Origin of the sequence: Stenotrophomonas maltophilia R551-3 (genome assembly GCF_000020665.1) — a bacterium.
GTDB lineage: Bacteria > Pseudomonadota > Gammaproteobacteria > Xanthomonadales > Xanthomonadaceae > Stenotrophomonas > Stenotrophomonas maltophilia_L.
Genome location: NC_011071.1, coordinates 671,173 through 687,290, shown reverse-complemented (window position 1 = coordinate 687,290; position 16,118 = coordinate 671,173). Strand labels below are relative to the sequence as shown.

Genomic DNA, 16,118 nt, shown 5'->3' with positions numbered 1-16,118 from the left:
CTGAGAAAGGGCGTAGCAGCAAATGCTGTCTGCGCGGAAGCGCCTGCGTTTCAGCCAATCAGAGCGTCCAACGAGGTCTGGACTACCCGCTCAACCGGGTGCGGGCGGCACCGAGGCCGCGCGAGCCCAACGCAACCACGCCAGATGCCCCCCCATCACCAGCAGCGGTGGGCCAAAGCCGAGGAAGGCCAATGTCGAGATTTCCCCCCGCTTGAAGGTGAAGTACAGCGTGGCGGCGACCACGCCCAGCGCAGCCAGGGCCCCAAGCGCCAGACCCACCCAGGCGACAACCGGCGATTGGCGCAGGCCGGCAAGACCACGCCACAGGAAGAGTCCGCTCAGCCACAGCCAGGACAGCAGGCCAAGAATTCCGGCCGACGACCACAGCAGCAGGATCCTGTGCTCGTCGCCGGTCAGGTACTTGCCATCCCATACGACCATCAGCCCCAGCACGGCACCCGTGCCTCCGGCGGCTACGGTGGGCAGGCCCACCAGCAGGCCGGCGATCGCCATCCAGCGTTTGTGCAGACGCTCATCCATGCAGTCGATTTCCTTCCATGGGCCGTGTCATTCGCGGCGCTTGAGCCATACCAGCATCGCGGCCGGTACCAGCATCGATGGGCCCAGCAGCAACAGGCTGATGCCTTCGGCGTGCACGGTGGCGCTCCACCACAGCGCCAGCCCCAGCGGCGGCAAGGCGGCGAGACCTCCGGCCAGCAACATCCACCACCAGACCGGCCGCACCCGCAGACCCGCACGTCCGTGCATCAGGTAACCGGCACTGAGCCACAGCCAAGCCAGACAGCCGGCAATGCCGGCCAGGCCCCACAGCGGCATCAGCGTCACCGATGTCAGGGTGCCGTGACCAAACTGGCCCAGGCCCATCAACAGCAGCATCATCGCCGCCGCGCCGCCCATCGCCAGGCTGGGCAGGCCAAACAGCACCGCCAGCGCGGTGTAGAGGTACTTGAGGTGGCGCTCATCCATGCGCGGTTACTCCAATGCAGGGGTCAGAGCCCTTCCCTGCGGGAAGGGATCTGACCCCTGCTTCGATCCGGGTTTAGGGGTCGGATCCCTTTCCGTCAGGAAAGGGCTCTGACCCCTGCTTCGATCAACCGTAGACCGGGTACTTGCGGCACTGCGCGCTGACGGCGTCGCGCACGCGGGCGATGACGGCGTCATCGCTCGGCGCGTCGAGCACGTCGGCGATCCAGTTGGCCAGGTCCACGCAGTCCTGTTCGACGTAGCCACGGGTGGTCACCGCCGGGGTGCCCAGGCGCAGGCCCGAAGTGACGAACGGCGAACGCGGGTCGTTCGGCACCGAGTTCTTGTTGACGGTGATGTGGGCCTTGCCCAGCGCGGCTTCCGCGTCCTTGCCGGACACGTCCTTGCCGATCATGTCGACCAGCATCAGGTGGTTCTGGGTGCCACCGGAGACGATCTTGTAGCCGCGCGCAATGAGCGTGTTGGCCATCGCCTGGGCGTTCTTCACCACCTGCTGCTGGTAGGCCTTGAAGCCCGGTTCCAGCGCTTCCTTGAAGGCCACGGCCTTGCCGGCGATGACGTGCATCAGCGGACCACCCTGGATGCCCGGGAACACGATCGACTGCAGCTTCTTGACCAGGTCTTCGCCGGCGCCCTTGGCGACGATGATGCCGCCGCGCGGGCCGCGCAGGGTCTTGTGGGTGGTCGAGGTGACCACGTGCGCATGTTCCAGCGGGCTCGGGTAGACGCCAGCAGCAACCAGGCCGGCGACGTGTGCCATGTCGACGAACAGGTAGGCACCGACCTTGTCGGCGATGGCGCGGAAGCGCGCCCAGTCGATCACCTGCGAGTAGGCCGAGAAGCCGGCCACGACCATCTTCGGCTTGTGCTCCAGGGCCAGGCGCTCGACTTCGTCGTAGTCGATCAGGCCCTGGTCGTTCACGCCGTACTGCACGGCGTTGAACAGCTTGCCCGAGGCGTTCACCTTGGCACCGTGGGTGAGGTGGCCGCCGTGGGCCAGGCTCATGCCGAGGATGGTGTCACCCGGCTGCAGCAGGGCGAAGTACACGGCCTGGTTGGCCTGCGAACCACTGTGCGGCTGCACGTTGGCGTAGTCGGCGCCGAACAGCTGCTTCAGACGGTCGATCGCCAGCTGCTCGGCGATGTCCACGTATTCGCAGCCACCGTAGTAGCGCTTGCCCGGGTAGCCTTCGGCGTACTTGTTGGTCAGCTGGCTGCCCTGGGCTTCCATCACCGCCGGGCTGGTGTAGTTCTCGCTGGCGATCAGCTCGACGTGGTCTTCCTGGCGCTGGGTCTCAGCGGCGATGGCCTTGGCCAGTTCGGGATCGTAGGATTCGATGCGGACGTCACGCGGGAACATCGGGTACTCCAGCAGGCAGGGAAAAGGGGTACGGCTCAGCCCCCGATTGTAGCCCCGCACCGGCCTGCCGGGGCCGAAACGGACGGGGCCGGCATCCCCGAAGGAATTCGGCCCCGTATGGTTTCGAGTGGCGTTGCGGGGGCAGAGCCCTTTGCGTTGCAAAGGGATCCGACCCCGAGCGCGATCTTCAGCGGCTGCTGAGCACGTACTGGGCGATCACGCCGGTCGCGATGGCCACCAGCAGCATGTTGCCGCGGTCATCGCGGATCCACTGGTGCCCGTAAGGCGGGCGGCGCAGCTGGTAGCGCGGGTAATCGTTCACCACGTAGACCGGGCCGCGGTAGTAATCGCGGTAGCGGTGGCCGACCTTCCAGCCATAGCCCGGGCCATAGGCCGGGCGGTACACCACCCGCGGCGGCGCCGGGCGGTAGTAGCGATCATGGTCGCGGTGCCATTCACGGCGATCCTGGCGATAGTCGCGCCGGGCCTCGCGACGATCACGTTCCCACTCACGACGGTCCTGGCGCCATTCGCGGCGATCCTCGCGCCACTCACGGCGGTCGTGGTCATGGCGATGGTCGTTGTCGGCGAAGGCCGGGGCCACCGCGCCGAGCGCCAGCACAGAGGCCACGGCGCCGGCCATTACTCGATTGATGCGCATGTCAGACCTCTGCTTGGGTGGGTGGTGAGCCCATATTGCGCACCCGATCTGAACCGCTTCCAGCTGGAAACGCTTCCTGCTGCGGGACTGTGACGCAGTATTCAGGCCGCAGCCAGCCCGGCAGCCCCTGCCCGGGCGCGGTGCGGAAGCGGTTCCGGCTATAATTGGCGGTATTCCTTTTCAGTCTGTGCCCGCTGCCGCAACGGGAAGCTCCCCGTGACGGATCGGGCGCAGGGCCGCGCCTACGGAGACCTCATGTCCTCGCAATACATCTACACCATGAACCGCGTGTCCAAGGTGGTCCCGCCCAAGCGGCAGATCATCAAGGACATCTCGCTGTCGTTCTTCCCGGGCGCGAAGATCGGCCTGCTGGGCCTGAACGGCGCCGGCAAGTCCACCGTGCTGAAGATCATGGCCGGCGTGGACACCGATTTCGAGGGCGAAGCCCGCCCGCAGGCTGGCATCAAGGTCGGCTACCTGGCGCAGGAACCGGAGCTGGACCCGACCAAGACCGTGCGTGAAGCGGTCGAGGAAGGCGTGGGCGAAGTGCTGCAGGCGCAGGCTGCGCTGGAAGCGGTGTACGCGGCCTATGCCGAAGAAGGTGCCGACTTCGACGCCCTGGCCAAGGAACAGGAGCGCCTGGAGGCGATCCTCGCCGCGGGCGATGCGCACACCCTGGAAAACCAGCTGGACGTAGCCGCCGATGCGCTGCGCCTGCCGCCGTGGGAGGCCATCGTCGGCAAGCTGTCCGGTGGTGAGAAGCGCCGTGTTGCGCTGTGCCGCCTGCTGCTGCAGAAGCCGGACATGCTGCTGCTCGACGAACCGACCAACCACCTCGACGCCGAGTCGGTGGAATGGCTGGAGCAGTTCCTGGCGCGTTACACCGGAACCGTCGTGGCCGTCACCCATGATCGCTACTTCCTGGACAACGCCGCCGAGTGGATCCTGGAACTGGACCGCGGTCGCGGCATTCCGTGGAAGGGCAACTACACCGACTGGCTGACCCAGAAGGATGAGCGCCTGAAGCAGGAAGACAACCAGGAAAAGGCCCGCCAGAAGGCGATCCAGAAGGAACTGGAGTGGTCGCGCCAGAACGCCAAGGGCGGCCGCACCAAGGGCAAGGCCCGTCTGGCCCGCCTGGAAGAGCTGCAGTCGGTCGATTACCAGAAGCGCAACGAGACCAATGAAATCTTCATCCCGCCGGGCGAGCGCCTGGGCAACGCGGTGATGGAGTTCAAGAACGTCTCCAAGAAGTTCGGCGACCGCCTGCTGTTCGACAACCTGAGCTTCCTGGTGCCGGGCGGCGCCATCGTCGGCATCATCGGCCCCAACGGTGCCGGTAAGTCGACTCTGTTCAAGATGATCACCGGTCAGGAAAAGCCGGACACCGGCGAGATCGTGGTCGGCCCGACCGTGCAGCTGTCCTATGTCGACCAGAGCCGTGATGCGCTGGAAGGCAACCACAGCGTGTTCCAGGAAATCGCTGGCGGCCTGGACATCCTCAACATCAACGGCATCGAGATCCAGTCGCGCGCCTACATCGGCCGCTTCAACTTCAAGGGCCAGGACCAGCAGAAGATGGTCGGTTCGCTGTCCGGTGGTGAGCGTGGCCGCCTGCACATGGCCAAGACCCTGCTGCAGGGTGGCAACGTGCTGCTGCTCGACGAACCGTCCAACGATCTGGATATCGAAACCCTGCGTGCGCTGGAAGATGCGCTGCTGGAGTTCCCGGGCAACACCTTCGTCATCTCGCATGATCGCTGGTTCCTGGATCGCATCGCGACCCACATCCTGGCGTTCGAAGGCGACTCGCACGTGGAGTTCTTCCAGGGCAACTACCGCGAGTACGAAGAAGACAAGCGCCGCCGCATGGGCGACGACGCGGCGCCGAAGCGCCTGCGCTTCAAGGCGCTGAAGTAAGGCAACCGGAAAGGCCGCGCTCGCGCGGCCTTTCTCATTTCGGTAGGTCACCACCGTTGGTGGTGGCGCTTTGAAGCGTACCGACCAACGGTCGGTACCCACCACCAACGGTCGGTACCCACGTTCTGCATTCGGGTAGGTCACGACCGTTGGTCGTGACACCTTATTGTCGCGAGATTCCCCATGTCACTGCTCGAACGCCTGTTCCAGCTGCAGCAGCACGGCACCACCGTGCGCACCGAGCTGCTGGCCGGTGTCACCACCTTCCTGACGATGTCCTACATCGTCTTCGTCAATCCCGAGATCCTCGGCACCACCGGCATGGACGCCGGCGCGGTGTTCGTGGCCACCTGCCTGGCCGCTGCACTGGGTTCGGCGGTGATGGCGCTGGCCGCCAATTTCCCGGTCGGCATGGCTCCGGGCATGGGCCTGAACGCGTTCTTCGCCTTCACCGTGGTCGGTGCCGCTGGCCTGCCCTGGCAGCAGGCACTGGGTGCGGTGTTCATCTCCGGCCTGGTGTTCCTGGTGCTGTCGCTGACTGGCGTGCGGGCGTGGCTGGTGTCGGGCATTCCTTCGTCGCTGCGCTCGGCCATCGTGGCCGGCATCGGCCTGTTCCTGGCGATCATTGCGCTGCAGAAATCCGGCGTGATCGTCGGCAATGAAGACACGCTGGTGGCACTGGGCCCGTTGAACACGGCACCGCCGCTGTTGGCGCTGGCCGGCTTCCTCCTGATCGCGGTGCTGGAAGCGCGCCGCATCCGCGGTGCGATCCTGATCGGCATCCTGGCCGTGACCGGCGCTGGCTGGGCATTGGGCGACGTGCAGTACCAGGGCCTGGTGTCGCTGCCGCCGAGCCTGGCACCCACCTTCCTGCAGCTGGACCTGCCGGGCCTGCTGCACCATGACGGCGGCGCGCCGATTGCGGTGCTGCTGCAGGTGGTGCTGGTGTTCGTGCTGGTGGAAGTGTTCGATGCCACCGGCACGCTGTACGGCGTGGTCGGCCGCGCCGGCCTGCTGAAACTTCCGGGTGCGCAGAAGCGCTTCGGCCGTGCGCTGCTGGCCGACAGCACGGCGATCGTGGCCGGTTCGATGCTCGGCACCAGCAGCACCACCGCTTTTGCCGAAAGCGCCTCGGGCGTGCAGGTCGGTGGCCGTACCGGTCTGACCGCGCTGGTGGTGTCGGCGCTGTTCCTGGCTGCGCTGCTGTTCTCGCCGCTGGCGGCGATGGTGCCCAGCTATGCCACCGCACCGGCGCTGCTGTTCGTGGCCGGGCTGATGCTGCGTGAACTGGTGGAAGTGGACTGGAGCGACCTGACCGAATCGGTGCCGGCCGCGCTGTGTGCGCTGGCGATGCCGTTCACCTATTCGATCGCCAATGGCCTGGCGTTCGGCTTCATCGCCTATGCCGCGCTGAAGGCCGGCACCGGCCGCTGGCGCGAAGTGCATCCGGCGGTGTGGCTGGTGGCGGTGCTGTTTACCCTGCGCTACGCATTGGAGTAAGCGTTGGGCGGTGCCGGCCAGCGGCCGGCACTACCGGGCGGTGGTTCACCTGCCGCGCACGGTGCTTTGGGATGATGCGGGCATGCCACCGCCAGTCCTTCCTGCTGATCCGTCCTCGCCGTTGCGCCGCCGGCTGCTGCGTGCGGCAGTACTGGCGCCGTTGGCCGGTACGCTCGCCACCCTGCCCGGCTGCTCGCTGCCGGTGCAGGTGGATGGCTCCTTCCTGCAGCCCTGGCGCAGCCACCTGCAGTGGGGCCTGGCCGACTGGCAGCGATCCTTGAAGCTTGCACGTACGCTGGGCTGCAGGCAGCTGGTGCTGCAATGGACCGGCATCGTCGGTGGCAGTGACGGCGACTGGTCATTGCCCGACGGCAGCCTGCAGCAGCTGTTCACCGCTGCCAGCGAGAACGACATCCGCATCCGCGTCGGCCTGCCCTTCCAGCAACGCTGGTGGCAGGCCATCGGCGCAGACGATGCCACGCTGCAGGCCTTCCTGGCCGAGAGCCTGGGGCATGCACGCAGCTGGTTGGCACAGGCGCCCTGGGCGCAGCAGCCGGCCTTCGGGGGCTGGTACCTGCCCTACGAGCTGGAGCAGTACCACTGGGCCGATCCGGCCCGCCAGCACTGGCTGGCGCAGTGGCTGCACGGGCTGGTGCAGGCGGCCAGCGCACGCGGTGGTGACTGCGCGATGTCCTGCTACTTCAGCCGCCTGCAGACCGATGGCAACCTGGTCACGCTGTGGCAGGCCGTGCTGGCCCAAGCGGCGGTGCGGCCGATGGTGCAGGACGGTGTGGGTGTAGCCGGTGCCGGCAACGTGCAGCAGCTGCAACCGCTGCTCGATCATTTCCATGCACATGGCATTGGTTTCGATGCGATCGTTGAACTGTTCCGCGAACTGCCCGGCGGCCCTGCCGACGGCAGCGGATTCAAGGGCGAAACCGCCGATGCCGCACGCATCCAGCGGCAGTTGGCATGGGCACGCGACAGCGGCGCGCAACACGTGCTGGTCTATGCACTGGAGCCGTGGCTGACCCAGGACACCCCGCAGGCCGCGGCGCTGCGACGACGTTGGGGCCTGCCTCAGTAGTAGAGGATGGCGGTGGCGAACAGGCCCTTGGCGCGCTGCGTATCACCGCCGCCGATCGCAAAGCGGTACTGCACGGTCAGATCCAGGTAGGAGCGCGGCGTGTTGTAGTGGTCCTCGCGGAACCAGTAGCGCACGCCCACGCCCGGGCCCGCGCCGAGTGACCAGCTGCGCTGGCTGTCGTTGAGCGCGAACGACTGCGACGGCAACAGCGGGTAGCGGAGGTCGCGCACGCGCGAGCGCTGGTCCAGCCAGTCCGCACCTATCACCACATAGGGCGTGACCACCCAGTGGGTCTGCCCGGAACCGAAGCGGAAACTGCGGCCGGCACGTAGTTCACCAGCGGCGAACCACTGTTCGCGATGCAGACGGCCATTGGCCTCGCCCACGCGCCGCACCGGTGTGCCGTTGGCATCGAGCGCGTCAAGGGTGAAGCTGGCACCGTTGTCGTCCCAGGTATATCCCCCCTGCGCGTAGCCACTGACCATCCACCACTGGTTCACATCGGTGCGCAGATCGGTGCCGTGGTAGTAGCCGTAGGTCAGGTAGGACATCCATCCACCGGAACCACTGGCCAACCGGTAGCGCGCCAGCGTACTGGCTTCCAGTGGTGGGTTCAGCGCCAGCTGCAGGCGGCATTGCACGGCCGCCGATGCGGGGTAGACCTCGCCCTGGCGGGTGGCACTGCCGAGGAACTGTCTGCGCTCGATACCGGCACTGAGCCCGGTCTGGCCGAACGCATAGCGCATGCCGAAGGAAGCGATGGTGGATGGCCAACCCGTGGTCGAACGCGAATGACTGAGGCGCTCGGCGCGTGCACGCGCATCCGGCGTTGATTCGCCGGTGCACGGATCCACCGCACGGATCGACTCGTAGGTGCCACCCTCGTCGTACAGCGTGTTGAGCAGGCGTGCGTAGAGCTCCAGCGTGCCATGCTGGTCGTTGAAGGCCGGGGGCCGCCAGAACGCCTCCAGTGTACTGAACACCGAATCGCCGGGCGTACTGATCGCCGCACCGCCGACATTGGTTGCGGCCTGGCGCGCACCCCGGAAACCCGCCGAGGCGATCACGCCCCACTCGCGCGAATAATTGGCGATGGCATTGCGCACGTTGTATCGCTGGTGCTCATCCAGCGGCAGCTCACCGGCATCGGCGCGATCAATCGCGCTACGCAGCAGCGTCACCGCCTGTGGATGATCGCCGTTGGCGGCGCTGGCGTAGGCCTGGTCGAGGACTACGCTTTTCGGTGCCTTGCCGGTGGCCTCGGCGGCATGGAAGTCGGCCAGTGCGCGCGCCGGTTCGCGTGCCTTCTGGTTGAGGTAGCCGCGCTGCATCAGCGCGCCCGCATCATCAGGGTGCTGCGCCAGTGCCGCATCCAGGCGCTGCCGCGCTTCGTCCTGCTGGACGCGGTTGCCCGCTGCCAGCGCGGTGGTCAGCAGGCCCTGCAGGTTCACGTCCTCCGGTGCGAGTTGTACGGCCTGCCGTGCCTCACCGATGGCGTCAGCGTAGTCCCTGCGTGCATAGGCAGCGTAGGCACGCTGCGCGGCACCGCCATCCCCCTGAAGGTCGGCCGGCATCAGCTCGCAGACGTTGCTGCTGTCACCGGACTGGCAGTGCTGGACCGGTGCCGGGTAGGCCTCGGCGCTGATGCGGGGAAGCGCGCGACTGGAGCTAATCGCCTTGGCGCGCTGCTCGATGCCCTGCTGCAACAGCAGCTGTGCCCGTGCGTCTTTTTCATCTGCTGGCACTGGCGCCTGCAACGGTGCCAGCAGTGCAGCCGCACGCACCCGATCGCCGGCAGCCAGTGCCGCATCCACCGCGAGCAGGCGCACGTTGCGCTGCTGCGCGGTTGATCCCGGCGTGGCAAGCGCGGCGTCGAAATCCTCATTGGCCCGCAACGTGCTGCCCTGGCGCTGGCGCAGGTAACCGCGCATGACCCGTGCATTGAGGTCGTTGGCATCCACCTGCAGTGCCTGATCGGCACTGTGCTCAGCGTCGGCCAGCTGATCGCCCTGCAGCTGCGCGGTGATCAGCAGCAACCGGTATGAAGCCACCTCCGGTGCCAGCTTCACGGCGTCGCGCGCATGTCCAATGGCCGCGGCATCATCACCTGCGGACAGCGATCGATAGGCTTGCTGGGCCAGCAGCAGCGCGCGTTGGCGCGTCAGCACCACGCGGCGCGCGCGCAGTTCCTCGACGTTGGGTGCCCCCAGCTGCAGCGCGGTGCTGATGGCGACGTCGGCCTGTTCGGGCTGTTGCTGAGCCTCCAGCGCCGCCACCCACAGCAGCGCCCACGCGCCCTGCTTCGGCTGCTGCCGGAACGCCTGCTCGGCCTTGCTGGCGGCAATGCCCATCTGCCCGGCGTCGTAGGCCGCATAGGCTTCGGTTGCCAGCAGGTAGGCCTGCCGGCTGTTGCGGTCGGCCGCCGTGGCGGACGCACGTGGCAACGCTGCGCTACGCGCCGCACCTGTGGTCGTCTTGGGCACAGCGGCGGCCAGCGCCGGCAAAGCCGGATCCTTCATCCCCGCGTCCAGCGCACGGCGCGCCCGCTGCTGCGCTTCTGCGCCACGACCGAGCTTCTGCAGCGCATAGATCTGCAGCAGGCGCAGCCGCACCACATCCGGGCGCAGCCGGATCGCTTCACTGGACTGCTGGTAGGCCGCGGGGTAATCGCCACGTTCATAGGCGGCAAACGCCTGCTCGGCGATGCGGTAGGCCGCACCGGACAATGGCAGCGGCGCATCGGCCTGTGCCAGTACCGGTGCGGTGGCTGTAGCCAGCGCGATAGCAATGACGGTGGACAGCAGCGTGGTCTTCATGCCGGCAAGGCTCCGGGAGGCGGCGACTGCAGCGTGGCCGCACGCCGGCGCTGTTCCTGCATGGCCTGGGCCACGGCCTCCTCGGTGGTGATGCCCTGCTTCACCAGGTAATCGCCGATGCGGCCGTCGCGCTGCGGCTTGTAGTCGTCCAGTGCGATCTCGAAGCGTGCGTGATCGATCAGGCGCATTTCCACCAGCAGGTCGCCCAGCAGTGGCACGTTGTCCAGGTGCCACTGCCGGTCGCCACCGATCAGGCGCAGTCCCGCGTTGATCTCGCTTTCGCGGGCGATGCTCTGTTCAATGTGCTCGCTGCGGGTTTCCTGCTTCAGCAGTGCCAATGCCTCTTCGGGCAATGGGCTGGCCACGGCCAGCCGCAGGGTACCTTCCTGACGCGGCGGCAGCGGCAGCATCCGCCATTGCACGCAGGCATCGGCACTGACCGGGAACTGGCAGGCACGCAGGTAATCCACGTCGATCACCGCGCGTGGCAGGTCACCCTGGAAGGCGATCGCCTCGGCCAGTGTTTCATCGTCCAGCCAGCCCTGGGTAAGCAGGATGCGGCCCAACGGCTGCTGCCGGCCGGCATGCTGCTGGTCCAGCGCCTGCTGCAGGCGTTCGGGTTCAACGGCCTGCCAGGTGCCCAGCAGTTCGCCCAGCTGCTTGCGGGTCTGTACCAGCTGCGCCGCATCCGGGAAATCGTGCATGGTCTTGTCCCAGACCATGCGCTTGCCGAACAGCAGGTAGGCCAGGAACACCTTCCAGGCACGCGCGGTGGCCATGAAATTGATCATGTTGCCGACCACCATGCGCGGGATCGACATCAGCGCATGTTCCCAGCCATACAGCCGGTTGACGAAGTAGAAGCGCTGCACGACGCGGGTCGCCAGTGCAGCCGTGGTCAGCAGCGCCACGTTCATCTGCCAGGTACCGGGCTGGAACACGCTGGGAAACTGCATCGTCCATACCCCGGTCATTTTCAGCAGCCAGAACAACAGCAGCTGCAGGAAGATGACGTAGGCGATGATGCTGACGAACGAGGTGATGATGCCCTTGCGGTCTCGCGCCAGCAGGTATTTGGTGGCCAGCGAGCCGCGCCAGCCCAGCGACTCCCAGCTCTGCAGGCCGATGCCCAGCACCCAGCGTGCCTTCTGCCGGTAGGAAGCGCGGAAGTTGTCGGGGAAGTACTCGCGCACGCACAGGGCCATCTGCTGGGTGCGTTCGCGCACCGGGCCCCAGCCGAACCACGAGGGCCGGCGCACGCGGAACTGCACCGGGAAGCGCGCGAAGATCGACTGCATGCCCATCGCCGCCAGTCGTGCACCGACGTCGTAGTCTTCGGTGAGGCTGTCGGTGTTGAAGGGCTGGTTGTCGGTCTGTGCACTCAACGCCAGCAGCGCGCGTCGCGAGAAGCAGGTACCGACGCCCGCCGAGGGCACCATGCCGGACACGCTCTCGCGCACCACCAGATCCTTGGCATGCCATTCGGCGAACTCGTCCATGTAAACGCCGGCCACCAGCTCGTACCACTCGCGGTCCAGCGAGGTAACCGGCAGCTGGATCATGTCCTTGCGTGGCAGCAGGTAGTTGTAGAAGCGCAGTTCCATCGGATGCAGCACGTCCTCGCTGTCGTGCAGGATCACACCGGCGAACTCGATGTCGTGGCGCTTCTCGTACTCAAAGATGGCCAGGATCAGCCAGTTCAGGCAGTCGGCCTTGCTGGTCGGCCCGTCGTGCGGCACTTCCACGCGGCGCAGGCGCTTGTAGCGGCGGCGCATGCGCTCCACTTCATCAATGGTCTGCTGGTCGTTGGGATAGGTGCCGACGAACACGACGTACTCGCGGTAGTCGAGTACGTTGATCATGTTCTCGACCATCTGCGCGATGACGTCGTACTCCATCCACGCTGGCACCATGATCGCCAGCGGCTGCTCCGGTCGCTGCAGCAGGTCTTCCTGGGTCAACGGCTTGTAGGCATCGCGACGCTTGATGGTGAGCGCGCGCCAGCTTTCGCGGACCCAGTACCAGACATCGATGAACAGGTCATCGAGACTGGAGATCAGGATCAGCACGGCCACCGCCGCCGCCGTGGCTTCCAGTGCGGCGTAGTAGTTGGCCAGCTGGATGTTCCAGAACAGACCGTCCACGGTGGATCAGTGCCCTGTGTTGGCGGACTTGCGGCGGCGCACCTGGGTGACGCGGGCAGCCAGCAGCGCGAACACGATCACGCCGACCAGCAGCAGCAACCAGACCATGTGCCGTTCCCACTTCGATTGCGGATTGCCGTCCTCGGCAACGCGGCTCCCATAGGGGTCCTGGCGGTCGAACTCACGGACGGCATCACTGCCGTCGAGCACGGCGAGATCACCACGCAGCAACCGGAACGGCGCGCCGAACGACGGTGCCTGCGCACCCAGGTCGCTGTACAACACGCCGAGCTGGCCGCCGGAGGTGCCGACCTGCACCACCGCGGCGCGGTCCAGGCCGCTGACATCCAGCAGCGGCTGCGGCGTGCCGCCGATCAGCAGGTGGCCGTCCTTCAGGCCGGCCACATCGACACCGGCCGGTGCCACGCCGAACGCCAGCCACGGCGCTCCCGGACTGACCGCGGCACCGGCGTCGACCACCTTCAGTTCCGAGGCCTCCGGTGATGCACCCACTGCACTGGCGATGGCGATGACCTTGGCAAGCGAGGTCGGCGCGTCCTGCAGCCAGGTGCCGGGCACGAATACCTGGCTGCCGCGCGAGAGCTGGCTGCTGGCACCGACGAAGTCACTGCCGAGCGAACGCTTGGCAAGGGTCAGGTGGCTGCTGGGCAGGATCGAGACCGGATAGCCAGTGGCCGGATCGTGGCAGTACGGGCGTGCCGGCTGGCGCAGGAAGCTGACGCGGATCTCGTTGCGCGCCGACAGTGCATAGGCCGGCACCTTGGCCACCAGCCGCTGCGGCTGGCCATTGGCGGCCAGCACCTTCCCACCCAGCAGGTAGTCATTGAAATAGATCGTGGCTACCGCGCCCTGCCCGGCCGCGTTCGGCGCCGCAGAGACATCGATCACCACCTGCTCGGGCAGGCGGCCATCGGCCGACAACGCACCGAGGTCGAAGGTGGCGCTGCGATCGGCGCGGGTGACCACGTCCATCGTGCCTGCGATGTTGCCGAGCCGACTCAGCAGCACCTGGTCGCCGTCGAGCTTCGGCATGCCGGCCGCGGTGACCTGCAGGCTGCGGCCCAGCGCATAGCTGCGCCACTGATCGGCGAACAACCCGGCGACCTTGCCGGCCGCCGCCGGATCGACCACCAGCGTCGGACGGCCGGCAACGGCGACCACGCTGACCGAGCCATTGTCTGCGGGCTTTTCCAGGCCGCCCATGCCGGTACCGCGCCACGCGGCGAACGCCGTGCCCGCATCAGCGCCAGTGGCGCCGACCTGCGCAGCGAGCGCGTCCAGCGCCGCGCGTACTCCAGCCCTCAGCGCATCGCTGCCGATCATCGCATCGGCGGCCAACGGCCCGCTGTCACGCAACGACAGCAGCACACCGACTTCGGCCAGATCCTTCAGCACATACGCGCGCTCGCCCGACGCCAGCGCAGCATAGGCCGGCACGCCCTGCAGGCTGGCCGGGATGCTGATGCCGGTCAGGTCGACGCTGTCGCCAACCTTCGGCAGCGCGACCACCTGCACCTGCTTGCCACCGGCCTGCAGCGCGGTACCGATGCGCCAGGCGGCATCATAGACAGGCGCCTGCAGAGCTCTGCCATCCACCAGCAGGCGCACCCGTGGCGGCAGCGCGCCCCAGGCCTTGGCCACGGTGTCCACGGCGCGGCCGTCGAAGCGGTAGCTGAAACGCGAATCCGGCGACAACCGCAGCACGTTGGCCGGTGCGCTCTGGTCGGCGCACTGGTAATCGGAAACGATCGACCACCAGCCGACGCCGACCCGCACGAAACCGTTCTGGCGCGGTTCGCCATCGATGGCCAGCAGCTGGCTGGCGTCGCCCTGCGCATCGGTGATCGAACGCGCGGCGATCGGGTCGCCGTCGACCGACCACAAACCGGAAGTGCGCCCAGCGTGGCCGCGCACATAGCGCCCGTCCAGCTGCAGCTGCGCGTCGCGGGTGGCGACACCGGCCGGCACCGGCAGGTAAATCTCTCGCTGGCTTTCCTGCCCGCTCAATACCAGCGGCTGGCGGAAGCCGAGTTCGCGCAGGCTCATCTGCCGGTTCACCGTACTGTCGCCGCTCCATTCGGCGAACTGGCCGGCAACGCTGTCGGCGGCATGGGCACTGGCGACCACGCCCGAGAGGACGAACGCGGCAGCGGAAGCAAACAAGGGAGAGCGGCCGGTCTGGGTCATGGCATCACTTCATGCGGATGAGGGTGGTTGGCAGCGCCACCGTGGACGACGGGTGAGAACTCGGGCAGTGGTTGCCCACGCAAGGCGGCGACGATGCGCACACTGGCGCGACCATCGCCGTAGGGACTGGCATCGGGGTCGAAGTGGGTCGGCTGCGGTGGCTGTGCCAACGCGGCGTTGACCGCCTCGACGATGCGCGAAGGGGTGGTGCCGACCAGCGTCACCACACCCGCCTCGACCGCCTCCGGACGCTCGGTGACATCGCGCATCACCAGAACGGGCTTGGCCAGCGCCGGCGCTTCTTCCTGCACGCCACCGGAATCGGTGAGGATCACGTCGGCGCGCTGCATCAGGCGCACGAAGCGCAGGTAGTCCTGCGGCGGCACCAGGTGCACGTTGTCGAGGTGGCCGAGGTGGGCGTTGACCGGGCCCTGTACATTCGGGTTGAGGTGCACCGGGTACAGCACCTGCAGGTCCGTGCGTCGCGCCAGCTCGGCCAGTGCGCGGCAGATGTCCTCGAAACCCTGGCCGAAGCTCTCGCGGCGGTGGCCGGTGACCAGCAGCAGGCGCCGCCGCGGGTCGAGCATGTGGAAGGGCGCGTCGGCCTGCGCGCGCAGGGCCGGGTCAGCATCCAGCCGCTGTACGGTCTGCTGCAGGGCATCGATGACGGTGTTGCCGGTGACCAGGATCTGCCCGCCCAGGTGTTCGCGGGCCAGGTTGGCGCGCGAGCTGGCGGTGGGCGCATACAGCTGGTGGCCGACCACGTCGATCACCCGCCGGTTCATTTCCTCCGGCCATGGCCGGTTGATGTCACCGGTGCGCAGGCCGGCCTCGACGTGGCCGATTGGAATGCGGTGATGAAACGCAGCCAGCGCGGCGGTCATCGCCGTGGTGGTATCACCATGCACCAGCACGCGGTCCGGGCGAACCTGTGTGTAGAGCGCGTCAAGCCGTTCGAACAGCCTGGCGCACAGGCCGTTGAGGGTCTGGTTGGGCACCATGACATCGAGGTCATGGTCGGCGGTGATCTCGAACAGCGACATCACCTGGTCGAGCATCGCCCGGTGCTGGCCGGTGATGCAGACCACCGACTCGATGTCGGCAGACTCTGCCAAAGCCCGCACCAGCGGCCCCATCTTGATCGCCTCCGGCCGTGTGCCGAACACGGACAGGACCTTCACCGCAGCGCTCCCGAAGGCTGGCGCGGGGGGATGCGGGCAGCTGTAGCCACGTCTGGATCCTTTCGGCGTTCCCGTCCAACACCCGTGGGCAGGAGACGGTCACCTCATGAGGAAACTCCAAATTCGCGACATACATCACATTCATGTGGTTGTACGTGCGTCGTGGCACTGATCTTCATCGTTGGAAGATCAAGACGCAGTCAACGCCACCTGCGGAACAGGTGACGTTGCGGTGG

General features: G+C 67.1%; 11 protein-coding genes. 3 read left to right on the top strand and 8 right to left on the bottom strand.

The features are described from left to right. Window positions 1-90 precede the first annotated feature (90 nt). The 4 genes from SMAL_RS02935 to SMAL_RS02920 form a co-directional block, all read right to left on the bottom strand. On the bottom strand, window positions 91-540 hold the full coding sequence (locus tag SMAL_RS02935; RefSeq protein ID WP_012510033.1) for a hypothetical protein: 450 nt from the start codon (window positions 538-540) through the stop codon (window positions 91-93). Window positions 541-567: 27 nt separating this feature from the next. Then, window positions 568-987, bottom strand: a complete 420-nt coding sequence (locus SMAL_RS02930; RefSeq protein ID WP_012510032.1) for a hypothetical protein — start codon at window positions 985-987, stop codon at window positions 568-570. A 124-nt stretch (window positions 988-1,111) separates the two neighbouring features. Then, on the bottom strand, window positions 1,112-2,365 hold the full coding sequence (glyA, locus tag SMAL_RS02925) for a serine hydroxymethyltransferase (protein WP_004143345.1): 1,254 nt from the start codon (window positions 2,363-2,365) through the stop codon (window positions 1,112-1,114). A gap of 187 nt (window positions 2,366-2,552) precedes the next feature. Continuing rightward, a complete protein-coding gene (locus tag SMAL_RS02920) occupies window positions 2,553-3,026 on the bottom strand; it encodes an RcnB family protein (RefSeq protein ID WP_012510031.1) in 474 nt (157 codons plus the stop codon). Between the two features lie 255 nt (window positions 3,027-3,281). On the opposite strand from SMAL_RS02920, the gene ettA reads away from it, so the two are divergent. From ettA to SMAL_RS02905, 3 genes are all read left to right on the top strand, one after another. Then, window positions 3,282-4,946 carry an energy-dependent translational throttle protein EttA gene (gene ettA, locus SMAL_RS02915; RefSeq protein ID WP_004143079.1) on the top strand — a complete coding sequence of 555 codons (1,665 nt, stop codon included), beginning with the start codon at window positions 3,282-3,284 and terminating at the stop codon, window positions 4,944-4,946. Window positions 4,947-5,129: 183 nt separating this feature from the next. Next, a complete protein-coding gene (locus tag SMAL_RS02910; RefSeq protein ID WP_004143054.1) occupies window positions 5,130-6,446 on the top strand; it encodes an NCS2 family permease in 1,317 nt (438 codons plus the stop codon). 82 nt (window positions 6,447-6,528) lie between these two features. Next, a complete protein-coding gene (locus SMAL_RS02905) occupies window positions 6,529-7,533 on the top strand; it encodes a DUF4434 domain-containing protein (protein WP_012510030.1) in 1,005 nt (334 codons plus the stop codon). On the opposite strand, the gene SMAL_RS02900 is transcribed toward SMAL_RS02905, so the two are convergent. The 4 genes from SMAL_RS02900 to wecB are packed head-to-tail and all read right to left on the bottom strand — an operon-like array spanning window position 7,527 to window position 15,882. Further along, window positions 7,527-10,349 carry an NfrA family protein gene (locus SMAL_RS02900; protein WP_012510029.1) on the bottom strand — a complete coding sequence of 941 codons (2,823 nt, stop codon included), beginning with the start codon at window positions 10,347-10,349 and terminating at the stop codon, window positions 7,527-7,529. The genes SMAL_RS02905 and SMAL_RS02900 overlap by 7 nt on opposite strands. Continuing rightward, window positions 10,346-12,493, bottom strand: a complete 2,148-nt coding sequence (locus SMAL_RS02895) for a glycosyl transferase family protein (RefSeq protein ID WP_012510028.1) — start codon at window positions 12,491-12,493, stop codon at window positions 10,346-10,348. Before SMAL_RS02895 ends, SMAL_RS02900 begins: the two co-directional genes overlap by 4 nt. 6 nt (window positions 12,494-12,499) lie before the next feature. Further along, a complete protein-coding gene (locus SMAL_RS02890; protein ID WP_012510027.1) occupies window positions 12,500-14,701 on the bottom strand; it encodes a cellulose biosynthesis cyclic di-GMP-binding regulatory protein BcsB in 2,202 nt (733 codons plus the stop codon). Beyond that, a complete protein-coding gene (gene wecB, locus SMAL_RS02885) occupies window positions 14,698-15,882 on the bottom strand; it encodes a non-hydrolyzing UDP-N-acetylglucosamine 2-epimerase (RefSeq protein WP_012510026.1) in 1,185 nt (394 codons plus the stop codon). The genes SMAL_RS02890 and wecB overlap by 4 nt, the downstream gene beginning before the upstream one ends. Window positions 15,883-16,118 lie beyond the last annotated feature (236 nt).